Consider the following 11635-nt stretch of genomic DNA (forward strand, 5'->3'; position numbering starts at 1 on the left):
CGGTCACGGTCACCGAAGGAACGGGCACCACGGTCACGGTCACCGAAGGACGGACGGCCACCACGGTCGTCACGGTCACGGCCGAAGCCACGCTCGCCACGGTCACGGTCACCGCGGTCCCGGTCACGGTCCCGGCCGAAGGCCGGACGCTCGGTGCGCGCCTCGCGGTACGACGGCGTGCGCTCCTCGACCACCACGGGCGCCTCGGCGGCGGCCGGAGCCTCCTCGCCGGACGCGGCCTGGGCGGTCGCGTCGGCCTGGGCGGCCGGGGCCTCGTCCTCGATGCCCAGCTCGGCCCGCTCCCGCGCGGCACGCGCGGCCAGGCGGTCGGCCTCCTCGCGCAGCTCGGTGGCGCGGCGCTGCGCGCGCTCCAGCTGGCGGGTCATCTCGGCGATCTCGCGCTCGGCGGCGCCGGCGATGCCGGCCGCGCTCTCCGCCTGGACCTCGATCAGCGAACGGGCGCCGGTGATCCGGGCGACCTCGGCGTCGAAGGCGTGGTCCAGGATGTGGCGGCTGGCGTCGACGCCCGCGTCCTCCATCAGGCGGAAGACGCCGCGGCGCTGGTGCGGCAGCACCAGGGTGACGACGGTGCCGGAGCGGCCGGCGCGCGCGGTGCGGCCGGAGCGGTGCAGGTAGTCCTTGTGGTCACCGGCCGGGTCCACGTTGAGGACCAGGTCGATGCCGTCGACGTGGATGCCGCGGGCGGCGACGTCGGTGGCGACGACCACGTTGACGTAGCCGTCCTTGAAGTCGCCGAGGACGCGGGTGCGGGCACCCTGGGTCATCCCGCCGTGCAGCGCGTCGGCCTTCACGCCGGCCTCGACCAGCTGCTCGGCGACGCGGTCGGCGCCCATCTGGGTGCGGACGAAGATGATCGTGCGGCCCTTGCGGGCGGCGATCGCGTTGGTGATCGGCGCCTTGTCCTTGGGCTTCACCACGAGGATGTGGTGGGTCATCGTGGTGACCGCGCCGGCCGACGGGTCGACCTCGTGGGTGACCGGGCTGTTCAGGTAGCGCTTGACCAGGGTGTCGATCTCGTTCTCCAGGGTGGCGGAGAACAGCAGGCGCTGGCCGCCGGCCGGCACCTGGTCGAGGATCTCGGTGACCTCGGGCAGGAAGCCCATGTCGGCCATCTGGTCGGCCTCGTCGAGGACGGCGACCTGGACGTCGTCGAGCTTGGCGGAGCCGCGGTTGATCAGGTCGCGCAGGCGGCCGGGGGTGGCGACCAGGACGTCGACGCCGCGCTCCAGCGCGTAGATCTGGTTGGACATCGAGGTGCCGCCGCAGACGACCTTGAGGCGCAGGCCGAGCACCGAGCCGAACGGCTCCAGGGCGTCGGCGACCTGCATGGCCAGCTCGCGGGTCGGGACCAGGATCAGGCCGCGCGGGTACTTGGCGCGGGTGCGCTCGCCGCCGGCGAGGCGGGTCAGCAGCGGCAGGCCGAAGCTGAGGGTCTTGCCGGAGCCGGTGCGGCCGCGGCCCAGCACGTCCTTGCCGGCCAGCGCGTCCGGGATGGTCGCGGCCTGGATCGGGAACGGCGTGGTGACGTCACGCTTGGCGAGGGCGCGGACGATCTCGTCCGGCAGGCCCAGGTCGCCGAAGGTGAGGGTCGGCTCGGCGTCGGCCTCGACGGTCGCGGCGTCGGCCTCGGCGTCGAACGCGGCCTCGGGGGCCTCGACGGCGTCGGTGGGGAGCTCGGTGGTGATATCGGCGGCGGACTCGCTCGCGGGCATGGCGAAGCGGGCGTCGTCAACGAGAGACATGCAAAACCTTCCGGAAGTGGCACGCGCCAAAGTCCGGGGTTCTGTTTCACAACCGCCTCTATGCGGTCAGCCACGGATCGCCGGAACGCGCCAAGGGCGCCAGATGGGAATAGGGCGCCAATCAAATGAATCAAACGAACGATCTACCACCATAGAGGAACCTCGGGATCAGAGGCAAATGCCCAGGCCAGCTCGTCAATGCGCACCCGTCACCGGACTGGGGGCCGACGATCCGGAGCTGCCGGGGGACGGGGACGGGGTCGGGGTCGGGGTCGGCGCCGGGGTCCCGTGGCCGCCCCCGCCGGTCGGCGAGGCCGCCGGGCTCGCCGTGGGCGTACCGGCCGCGCCGCCGCCCGAGCGCCCGTCACCGGTGCCGGCGCTGCCCCCGGAGCCGGCCGGGCCACCCGTGGCACCGGACGTGCCCGCCGAAGCGCCGGAGTCACCCGAGGGCGCGGAACTGGCGCTCACGCCCCCCGCCGAGCCCAGCGCGTCCTCATCCGGGAGCGCCCCCGGTACGGGCACCGCGCCCACCGGTGCGCCCTGGGTCACCTCCCCGGCCGCCGGACTCACCCCGGACACCGGCGTGCCGTCGCCCTGCACGCCCCCGGGACGCTCCGACCGCCCCCCGCCACCGCCCTGGTGCCCGGTCCCCTGCGTGGTGGCCGCCGCGCCGCCGGCACGGCCCCACTGCCCGGCCTGTCCGACCGGCACCGTGCCGCGCTTCTCCTCGGCCCCCGGGCCCACCGACATGCACCCGGTCAGCCCCAGCCCGGCCACGGCCAGCACCGCCGCCGCCCGCGCCACGCCCGTCCGCACCGCCCCGGCCCGCGACTCCGGCACGCGCGCCACCACCTCGCGCACCACCGCCCGTCGCGCCACCGCCCCGCGCGCCCCGGCCGCCCGCCGAGCCGCGGCACCCCTGCCGTCCGCCGTGTCCCGCACCGCAGCCTCCCGCACCGTCCGCACCGCAGTCACCGAGCTCCCTCTCCCGCCCCACCCGGGCCGCCCGTCCCGCACGGCCGCTTCCGCTGCCCAACGCGCGCCCGGGCCCCGGGACACGGGCAAGCCGGGCCGGGGCGCGAAATCCCCTCCGCCCGGCCCATCCGTACGCGCCCGCGCCCGGCCCGGGCCCCGGCGTGCACCCCCCGCCGGCGCACGCCGTACGCCCACGCGCCACCCGGCCGGGCCCGCGCCGCATGTGGTCAGCCCCGCGCGGTCGGCGGACGGCCCGGTCAGCCCCAGAGCGCCGAGGCGAGCCCCGCCCCCGCGTACACCGCCGCAAGGCCCGCCGCGATGCTGCCCAGCACATTGGCCAGCGCGTACCGCCCCGCCCCGTCCTGGGCCAGCCGCAGCGTCTCGTACGAGAAGGTCGAGTACGTGGTCAGCGCCCCGCACAGGCCGGTGCCCAGCAGCAGCTGGACGCGCGGCGAGGCCACGCCGGCCGCCGCCGCACCGGTGACCAGACCGAGCACCAGGCAGCCCGAGACGTTGACGAGGAAGGTCCCCCACGGGAACACCGAGTCGCGCCGGGACTGCACCAGCCGGTCGGTCAGGTACCGCAGCGGCGCCCCGACCGTCGCCCCGGCCACCACCAGCAGCCAGTTCACCGCCCGCCCCCGCCCCCGCCCGCGGCCCCGGAACCGCCCGCGCCACCGCCGTGGCCGCCCGCCGGCCGCCCGGCGTACCGGACCACCTCGCAGGGGTCCAGCGTCACCAGGCCGGACACCTCCAGCTCCGCCAGCCGCGGCAGGAAGGCCCGCACCTTCGGCTCGGCGTCCACGATCACCACCGCCACCGGCAGGTCCTCGCTGAGCGACAGCAGCCGCGCGGTGTGCACCAGCGAGGACGCGCCGAAGCCCTCGATGCCCCGAAACACGCTCGCCCCGGCCAGTCCCGCGTCCCGCGCCCGGTGGACGATCTCGCTGTACAGCGGGCGGTGGTGCCACCGGTCGTTCTCCCCGACCAGCACGGTCAGCCGCAGCGCCCGCACGGTCACCGGCCCCCGGCCCGCTGGCCCGGTCACCGCGTCCGGCCCGGTCACCGCCGTCCTCCCGGCCCGCCGAGGAGCAGACGGCGCGTCAGCCCGGCCGCCGCCCACACCGCGAACATCGCCGCCAGCAGCGTCCCGCCCAGGTACGCGAGCCCCGGGCCCGGCCGGCCCTCCACCAGCAGCCGCCGGATGTCCACCGCGTACGTCGAGAAGGTGGTGAACCCGCCCAGCACGCCCGTCCCGAGGAACGGCCGCACCAGCGGATGCGCCGGGCGCCCCTCGGTGACCGCCACCAGGAGCACGCCGATCAGCGCGCAGCCCACCGCGTTCACCGCGAAGGTGGTCCACGGGAAGGCGCCGGGCGCCTCCGGCCGGAGCAGCCCGGCGCCGTACCGCGCCACCGCCCCGATCGCGCCGCCGGCCGCCACCACCGCGACCACCGGCCCCTGCCCGCGCAGCACCGGGGGCCGCCGGGCGGCCGGGGGCGCCTCCTGCGCCGGCAGAGTGCCGTCCGAGGTCGTCACAACCACGCCTCCGAGCTCGTCGGCCCCCACGGACCGCCACGGCCCCCATGCCCCCTATGGAACCGCATCACCCGGCCCCGGCACCCGCACGGTCCGGCCCGCGGACCCGCCGCCGGCCCGTCGCCCGGCGGCCCGGCGGGAAACACCCGCCGCCACCACCTGGCACGCCGTCACCCCAGACCCGAGAATGATCCGGTGGAGATGACCCGGGAAGAGTTCGAGACGCTGGTCAGCGACGCGCTCGACCAGATCCCCCCGCAGCTCGCGGCCATGATGGACAACGTCGCCGTCTTCGTCGAGGACGAGCCGGACCCCACCGACCCCGAACTCCTCGGCCTCTACGAGGGCACCCCGCTCACCGAGCGCGGCGAGTGGTACGCGGGGGTCCTGCCCGACCGGATCATCGTCTACCGCGGTCCGACCCTGCGGCAGTGCGAGACCCGGGAGCAGGTGGTCGACGAGGTCCGCACCACCGTGATCCACGAGGTCGCCCACCACTTCGGCTTCGACGACCACGAGCTCGACGAGCTCGGCTGGTCCTGACCCGGCCCGCCCCGGCCGCCGCCACTCCTGGACCAAACCCGTTTTGGCGTTCCGCCCGACATCCCATATGCTTCTCGACGTCCCCGAACGCTGGAAACAGCGGGACAGGCCGCAAGCCCTCATCGTCTAGTGGCCCAGGACGCCGCCCTTTCAAGGCGGTAGCACGGGTTCGAATCCCGTTGGGGGCACGCAGTACCGTAGTAAAGTGCATGACCGCAAGACCCGGTGTGGAGAGACAACCGCACCTAGGTCCCGTGGAGCAGTTGGTTAGCTCGCCACCCTGTCAAGGTGGAGGTCGCGGGTTCAAGTCCCGTCGGGATCGCTCGTCTCGCAAGAGACGGTGCAGTACGGCCAGGTAGCTCAGTTGGTACGAGCGTCCGCCTGAAAAGCGGAAGGTCGCCGGTTCGACCCCGGCCCTGGCCACATAGCATGACCAGGCACGATGCCCTCGAAGCGAATCGCTTCGAGGGCATTTTCGCGTCGCCTGACGCCAACGACACAGCGGACGGTCGCTGTGCCGCCCCGGCCCGTCTTTACCGAAGCTAGACAAAGACCTCGATGATGCACTTGGCGGCGCCGCTGCGTTGGATTCGGGCGTCGCTGGTGACGAGCGGCACGCCGAGCGTCTCGGCAAGCGCCACGTACTGTGCGTCATATGCACTGATGTTGTGGTGCAGTTCTCGCACCCGCTGCCAAAGGATCAGCGTCTCGTGCCGCGTGATGGCGAGTGCCTGGTAGTCGGCTACCGCCTTCACCGCTTCCTTCTCCGCGAGCTTGCCGCCCCGCACCATGCCGAAGAGAGCCGACACCAGCTCATAGTCGAGCAGGCCGGGAGCAGCGAGCACATCCGCCCTGCGGAGCCGGTCCCGGACGGCATGGCCCGCAGGGCTGTGGTCGACGAGCACCCGAACCAGCGCAGAGCAGTCGATGACAACGCTCGAATTCACCGACGCTCCCGCCCGTCATCGATCGCGGCGAGGATGTCCGAGGTACTGACGTCGGTACGGGTCTCCCGGTCGAGACGGGCCATCATCTCGGCCAGCGTCGGCACAGCCGCCTCGCGGGTGACGAGGTCGAGCAGGTATGCCTGGAGGCTCTTCCCTGCCTGGGCCGCCTTGAGCTTGAGGGTTTCGAGAATCGGGTCCGGGACTTCACGGATCGTGATCGCAGTCATGCATGCATTTTAGCTGCAACGCCTGCAAAGTGCAGCGACTCGACTGGACCTGCTACGTACGGCCTCCGCCGGTTGACCCCAGCGCTGACGCCAACCGCCCCGCACCAAGGCGACCGATCGCGGCCTTCCACGGACGACAGAATCACCCAAAGCGGGGCATCTCACCGCCCCGGCTTGGCCTGAAAAGCGGAAGGTCGCCGATTCGACCCCGGCCCTGGCCACGGCTGCGAACAGCAGGAAGGCCCCGGAGAGATCACTCTCCGGGGCCTTCTGCGTGCTCGGTACGCCTACCCGTGCGCCCGCCGCGGGCCCCGGCCCCCGGACGGGGCGGGGCCGGGGCGGCGGTCAGGTCAGCGGAGTTCGAGGGTGCAGCACTTGACGCTGCCGCCGGCCTTGAGGAGTTCGGTGAGGTCGACGCCGACGGGGTTGAAGCCGCGGTCGCGGAGCTGCTGCTGGAGGTTGACGGCGGCCTCGGGAAGCAGGACGTTGCGGCCGTCGGAGAGGGCGTTGAGGCCGAAGACGGCGGCGTCCTCGGGGGTGGCGAGGATCGCGTCGGGGTAGAGCTCGCGCAGGACGGCGCGGCTGCCCGGGGTGAAGGCCTCGGGGTAGTACATGATCTCGGTCTCGGAGAGCACCGCCAGGGCGGTGTCCAGGTGGTAGAACTCCGGGTTCACCAGGGTCAGGCCGGTGACCGGGAGGCCGAAGAACTCCTGGGCCTCGGCGTGCGAGCGGGGGTCGGTGCGGAAGCCCGTGCCGGCCAGCACCCGGCGGCCGACCACCAGGTAGTCGCCCTCGCCCTCGTTGATGTGCTCGGGCCACAGGACGTCGGTCCAGCCGTTGGCGACGAACCAGGCGAGGTAGGCCGGGCCCTCCGCGGTGCGCTCGGCGTGGCGGAACCGGGCGGCGAACACCTTGCCGTCGATCACGGTGGCGCCGTTGGCGGCGAAGACCATGTCGGGCAGGCCGTCCAGCGGGTCGATCACCTCGACGGTGTGGCCGAGGCTCTCGTAGAGCTCCTTGAGGCCGGTCCACTGGGCGAGGGCGAGCGCGGTGTCGACCGGCTTGGCCGGGTTCATCCAGGGGTTGATCGAGTAGGTCACGTCGAAGTGCCGCGGCGGGCACATCAGGAAGCGGCGCGGGGTGGCCGTACGGGTCGCGGTCACGGGCGCTGTCACGGTCGCGGTCACGGGCGTGTCGGTGAGGGTCACGGGTCTTCCTCGTTCTTCGGTGGGACGGCCGCGGTCGGGATCGCCGTCCGCGGCCGTGGTGGATGGAGCCGTGGTGGGTGGGAGGGCCGGGAGGGTCGCTCGCGGCGGTCAGTCCGCCTCCGCCGCGAGGGAGGAGGTGCTGCCGGCCCGCCCCACGGCGAACCAGGCGGGGATCAGCGCCAGCACGGAGACCGCGCCGATCACCAGCCAGGCCGGGCGGCCCAGGCCGCTCCAGAGGGCCACGCCGGCCGCCGGGCCGATGGCCGAGCCGATGCCGAACATCGCGTGGGCGGCCCCCAGGTAGCGGCCGCCGGCCGCCGGCGGCGCCGCGATGGCCGGGTAGGCGAACATCGTGGGGCCCTCGATGATCTCGGCGAGGGTCCACAGCAGGGTGCCCGCCACGAAGACGGCCAGGCCGCCGGGCAGCGCGTACAGGGCCATGCCGGAGCCGAGCAGGCAGAAGCCGACGGTGAGGACGGTCCGCACCCGCCAGTTCTGGACGACCTTGGTCATCAGCAGCTCGAACAGGATGACCACCACGCCGTTGACGGCGACCAGCACGCCGTACCAGAAGGTGTCGTAGCCCGCGTCGCGGACGGCCAGCGGCAGGGTGCTCAGGTACTGCATGTAGACGGCCGCGTTGAGCAGCATCGCCACCAGGTACGCGAGGAAGCGGCGGTCGCGCAGCACCGCGAGGTACCCGCCGGCGGCGCCCCCGGCCTCGGCGGCGGCGGCGCTCCTCGGCTCGGCGGCACGCTTCGGCAGCGCGAACAGCACGATCACCGCGTAGCCGAGGGCGGCCACGGCCTCGCCGTAGAACAGCAGGTCGTAGGAGACGGCGACCAGCGCGGTGCCCAGCAGCGGCGCCGCGGTGGTGCCGACGTTGAGGGCCAGCCGGTACATCGCCGAGATCATCACCTGGCGGTTGCGCGGCACGAGTTCGGCGATGAACGCGGCGGCGGCCGGCCGGTACACCTGGCTGATCAGGCCGGCCAGCCCGACGGAGACCAGCATCGCCGGGTACAGCCGGACGTGCAGCACGGCGACCAGCAGCACGGCCGTGCCCGCCATGCCCAGCACGATGGTGCTGCGGGCGCCGATGCGGTCGGTGAGCGAGCCGCCGAGCAGCACGCCGAGCACCGAGCCGACGCCGTACACGCCGAGCGCCACGCCGCCCTGGACGTCGCTGAAGCCGTGGTCGGTCATGAAGAGCACCAGGAAGACCTGGATGAACGAGCCCAGCTTGTTGACCAGTACGCCGAACAGCAGGGCCTTCACCGCGAACGGCGACTCCACGAAGGTGGCCACCACCCCGGCCTGCCCGGCGCCGGGCCCGCCCGCAGGACCGCCGGACCGCTCCTCGTCGACGGCGGAGGTGCTCACCGGGCCCGGTCCTCGTCCTGGGCCCGGTCCTCGTCCTGGGCCCGCTCGACGATGCGCAGCGCCGCGGCGGCGCGGTCGAGCGCGGCCTCGCACTCCTCGGCCTTGGCGGCGACCGCGGTGACGTACCCGGCCCGGCCGGTCAGCAGGCCGCGGGGCGGCGGGGAGACGACGTCGCCGGGCGAGACCAGCACCACGGCCCGGTCGACCTCGGCCGGCAGCGCGTCGAGGTCGAAGCCGGCGCTGTCGATCTCGGTGTCGTCGTGGTCCACGTAGAGGAAGCGCACCGCCGCGATCAGGTCGCGCTCGACGGTGATCTCCGGTTCGCGGCCGCAGGCGACCGCCGCCGCGACCAGGCCGGGGTCGATGCCGGAGGCCGCCATGCCCAGGTACGGGATGAGGTCGCCGCCGAGGCGGGCGTTGACCTCGATCACCTTGGGGGCGGCCGTGTCGGAGAGCTTGAGCTCGGTGTGGGTCCAGCCGGTGGTGAAGCCCAGCGCCTCGTGGACGGCCTGCATCTGCGCCAGGAAGGCGGGGTCGTCGAGCAGCGGGTCGCGGTGCGAGACCACGTGCCCGGTCTCCTCGAAGTACGGCGGGAAGCCGACCCGCTTGTGGCCGACGAACAGCGGGCGCACCGTGCCGTCCACGACCACCGAGTCCACGCTGATCTCGGGCCCGTCGAGGTACTCCTCGACCAGCACGGCGTCCTGGTAGTCGGGCATGTGCGGCACGGTCGCGGTGTCGGCGAAGCCGAAGCACTCGGTCATCTGCCCCGGGTCGCGCACCAGCGAGACGCCGTAACTGGCGGCCGCCGCACGGGGCTTGACGATCACCGGGTAGCCGATCCGGTCGGCGGCGGCGAGCGCCTCGTCGACCGTGCCGACCAGGGCGAAGGCGGGCTGGGGCAGGTCGGCGGCGGCCAGCGCGGCCCGGCTCTGGTGCTTGTCCCGGCAGCGCCAGACCGCCTCGGCGGGCGTGGTCGGCAGGCCGAGCCGTTCGGCGACGGCGGCCGCCTGGTGCACCCGGGCCTCGTCCCAGCTCATCACCCCGTGCACGGGCTCGCGCGCGGCGAGGGACTCGGCGGCGGCGGTGACGGGCTCCAGGTCGGTGGTGGGGACCAGGGTGAAGCCGGCCAGGTAGGGGTTCTCCCAGGTGGGCTCGACCGTGTTGACGAGGTGGATCCGGTAGCGGGTGCTGATCGTCGCGAGCAGGTACTCGCGGTACTTCTGCGGGCCGGTCGATATCAGCACCAGCAGCGGACGCGCGGCGGCGTCCGCGGGCAGGGCGTCCACGGGCGCGGGCAGGGCGTCCACGGGCGCGGCCGGGGCGGGGCCTGACTCGGTCATCGGTACTCCAGGCGGCAGGGGCGGGAAGGGGGCATCCGGGGGAGGGGGCGGCCGGTCAGGCCGGCGCGACCACGTCGTAGAAGCCCTCACCGTCGAGGTAGCGGGCCGTCATGTAGTCGTGGGTGACGACGCCCTCGACCTCGTGCAGCAGGTGGACCAGCATCGGGTAGGTCATGTCGTTGACGGTCCGGCGGACCTCGTCGCCGGGCCGGACCTTGAGCAGCACGTCGTGGTAGCTCTCCAGGGCCTGCAGCTCGGCCAGCCGCGGGTAGCCGGCCAGCTTCCCCTCGCTGCCGGAGATCATGTTCACGCACACCGCGTGCCGCTCGACCCGGTAGCCGGTCTCCCAGCGGGCCAGGAAGGACTCCTGGTCCACGTACGCGGCCACCGTCCACTCCAGCTGGCTCTCGCCGATGGCCTTCCCGGTGAGCACCGGCAGCATCGCCCCGCAGACCCGGGCGCCGGTCTCGACCAGCCGCGGCCCGTCGGGGGTGAGCTTGAGCTCGGTGTGGGCGGGCCCGTTGCGGATGCCGAGCGCGTCCAGCACCTGCCCGGCGTACGCGACCAGCTGCTCCTGCTCGGGGCCCTCGCGCAGCATCAGCTGCGAGCCGCCGAGCAGGTCGCGCACGCCGTTGACGCCCAGGTGCTGGGTCTTCCAGATGTCGCAGACGTAGTGCCGGCCGTCGAGGCTGACCGTGTTGACGTAGTACTCGGCGCCGATCAGGTACTCCTGGGCGACCACGGCGTCGTTGCGCTGGCCGACCGCGCTCTGCATGCCCATCAGGAGCTCGAAGGCGGCCCGGACCTCGTCGGCGGTGTCGCAGAAGGTGACGCCGTCGTTGAGCGCGCTGCGCACGGGCTTGAGCACCACCCGGCGGGGGTGGTCCCCGTACCAGGCGAGCAGGGCGTCCAGGTCGGTCGCGAGGATCTGGTCGGCGGCCGGGACGCCCGCCGCCTTGACCGTCTCGACCATGCGGAACTTGTCGCGGCGGGCGGCGCTGAGCGCGGTGCCGTTGCCGCGCAGCCCGAGCGCCTCGCCCAGGGCGTCGGCCAGTTCGACGCCGATCTCGGCGCCGGCCAGCAGCGCCACCGGGGCGTACGGGCGCAGCGCGTCGAGGGTCGCGGCGACGTCACCCCCGTGGCGGACGACGCCGATGAAGTCCTCGGCCCGGAAGGAGGCGGCGAAGACCTCCGGCGGGTCGGTCTGGCTCTGGACGTGCAGGGTGTCGTAGCCCCGGGCGTGGAACAGCGGGGCCAGGTGACTGGCGGTCGAGTAGGCGTCGACGATCGCGACGACCGGCCGGGTGGCGGGCGCACTGGTCATGGCGGCTCTCCTTGGTTACGGGATGCTGACCGGCTCGGCGGCCGGGACGAGGGCGGGGCCGGCGAGGTCCGGCCCGGTCACGACGGCCCCGGCCGCCGCAGCGGCAGCGGTCCGGACGTCGATGGCCGCCCTGACCAGGCCCGCGAAGAGCGGGTGCGGCCGGGTCGGACGGGACTTCAGCTCCGGATGCGCCTGCGTGGCCACCAGGTACGGGTGCGTCTCCCGGGAGTACTCCACGTACTCCACGAGATCACCCTTCGGTGACAGCCCGGAGAACACCAGACCCGCCTTCTCCAGGTCGGCGCGGTAGGCGTTGTTCACCTCGTAGCGGTGGCGGTGGCGCTCCTCGACGTAGGGCTCGCCGCCGTAGACCTCGCGCACGA

The 11635-nt window shown here is 73.6% G+C and carries 12 protein-coding genes and 3 tRNA genes; 4 read left to right on the top strand and 11 right to left on the bottom strand.

Annotation, left to right across the window (positions count from 1 at the left end; all coding sequences use genetic code 11):
• From ACWEQL_RS25670 to crcB (ACWEQL_RS25685), 4 genes are all read right to left on the bottom strand, one after another.
• The coding region (locus ACWEQL_RS25670) for a DEAD/DEAH box helicase (RefSeq protein ID WP_452152667.1) at nt 1–1763 on the bottom strand (1763 nt) is incomplete at its 3' end.
• A 1232-nt stretch (nt 1764–2995) separates the two neighbouring features.
• Nucleotides 2996–3370 (bottom strand): fluoride efflux transporter CrcB, encoded by a 375-nt coding sequence (crcB, locus tag ACWEQL_RS25675; protein WP_452152668.1) that lies wholly within the window; start codon nt 3368–3370, stop codon nt 2996–2998.
• Entirely contained in the window at nt 3367–3759 is a 393-nt protein-coding gene (locus ACWEQL_RS25680; RefSeq protein ID WP_452152676.1) for a DUF190 domain-containing protein, read from the bottom strand. The genes crcB (ACWEQL_RS25675) and ACWEQL_RS25680 overlap by 4 nt, the downstream gene beginning before the upstream one ends.
• Before the next feature lie 41 nt (nt 3760–3800).
• Complete coding sequence (gene crcB, locus ACWEQL_RS25685; protein ID WP_452152669.1) at nt 3801–4277, bottom strand: fluoride efflux transporter CrcB; 477 nt, start codon at nt 4275–4277, stop codon at nt 3801–3803.
• A 201-nt stretch (nt 4278–4478) separates the two neighbouring features.
• Here crcB (ACWEQL_RS25685) and ACWEQL_RS25690 point away from each other — a divergent pair, with 201 nt between their 5' ends.
• The 4 genes from ACWEQL_RS25690 to ACWEQL_RS25705 all read left to right on the top strand — a co-directional run bounded on the left by ACWEQL_RS25690 (nt 4479) and on the right by ACWEQL_RS25705 (nt 5243).
• A complete protein-coding gene (locus ACWEQL_RS25690) occupies nt 4479–4820 on the top strand; it encodes a metallopeptidase family protein (protein ID WP_452152677.1) in 342 nt (113 codons plus the stop codon).
• Between the two features lie 115 nt (nt 4821–4935).
• A tRNA-Glu gene (locus ACWEQL_RS25695) sits at nt 4936–5008 on the top strand.
• 60 nt (nt 5009–5068) lie between these two features.
• Nucleotides 5069–5142, top strand: a tRNA-Asp gene (locus tag ACWEQL_RS25700).
• 27 nt (nt 5143–5169) lie between these two features.
• Nucleotides 5170–5243, top strand: a tRNA-Phe gene (locus ACWEQL_RS25705).
• A 119-nt stretch (nt 5244–5362) separates the two neighbouring features.
• On the opposite strand, the gene ACWEQL_RS25710 is transcribed toward ACWEQL_RS25705, so the two are convergent.
• The 7 genes from ACWEQL_RS25710 to ACWEQL_RS25740 form a co-directional block, all read right to left on the bottom strand.
• Nucleotides 5363–5767 carry a type II toxin-antitoxin system VapC family toxin gene (locus tag ACWEQL_RS25710; protein WP_395294943.1) on the bottom strand — a complete coding sequence of 135 codons (405 nt, stop codon included), beginning with the start codon at nt 5765–5767 and terminating at the stop codon, nt 5363–5365.
• Nucleotides 5764–5994 (bottom strand): FitA-like ribbon-helix-helix domain-containing protein, encoded by a 231-nt coding sequence (locus ACWEQL_RS25715; protein WP_452152670.1) that lies wholly within the window; start codon nt 5992–5994, stop codon nt 5764–5766. The genes ACWEQL_RS25710 and ACWEQL_RS25715 overlap by 4 nt, the downstream gene beginning before the upstream one ends.
• Nucleotides 5995–6344: 350 nt before the next feature.
• Nucleotides 6345–7202, bottom strand: coding sequence for a dimethylargininase (gene ddaH / locus ACWEQL_RS25720; protein WP_452152671.1), 858 nt, complete (start codon nt 7200–7202; stop codon nt 6345–6347).
• Nucleotides 7203–7310: 108 nt separating this feature from the next.
• Nucleotides 7311–8585, bottom strand: coding sequence for an MFS transporter (locus ACWEQL_RS25725; protein ID WP_452152672.1), 1275 nt, complete (start codon nt 8583–8585; stop codon nt 7311–7313).
• Nucleotides 8582–9928: an ATP-grasp domain-containing protein gene (locus ACWEQL_RS25730; RefSeq protein WP_452152673.1), complete on the bottom strand. Its 1347-nt coding sequence runs from the start codon at nt 9926–9928 to the stop codon at nt 8582–8584. The genes ACWEQL_RS25725 and ACWEQL_RS25730 overlap by 4 nt, the downstream gene beginning before the upstream one ends.
• Nucleotides 9929–9983: 55 nt before the next feature.
• Nucleotides 9984–11252 carry an ATP-grasp domain-containing protein gene (locus ACWEQL_RS25735; protein ID WP_452152674.1) on the bottom strand — a complete coding sequence of 423 codons (1269 nt, stop codon included), beginning with the start codon at nt 11250–11252 and terminating at the stop codon, nt 9984–9986.
• 15 nt (nt 11253–11267) lie between these two features.
• Nucleotides 11268–11635 (bottom strand): glutamine amidotransferase-related protein (locus tag ACWEQL_RS25740; protein WP_452152675.1); only part of this gene is annotated, 368 nt, incomplete at its 5' end.

The sequence above is a fragment of the Kitasatospora sp. NPDC004240 genome (assembly GCF_053603215.1).

Bases quoted from the DNA above. Each gene is read 5' to 3' on its own strand.
- ACWEQL_RS25735 (WP_452152674.1), bottom strand. From the start codon at position 11,252: ATGACCAGTGCGCCCGCCACCCGGCCGGTCGTCGCGATCGTCGACGCC.
- ACWEQL_RS25715 (WP_452152670.1), bottom strand. From the start codon at position 5,994: ATGACTGCGATCACGATCCGTGAAGTCCCGGACCCGATTCTCGAAACC.
- ACWEQL_RS25690 (WP_452152677.1), top strand. From the start codon at position 4,479: ATGACCCGGGAAGAGTTCGAGACGCTGGTCAGCGACGCGCTCGACCAG.
- ACWEQL_RS25730 (WP_452152673.1), bottom strand. From the start codon at position 9,928: ATGACCGAGTCAGGCCCCGCCCCGGCCGCGCCCGTGGACGCCCTGCCC.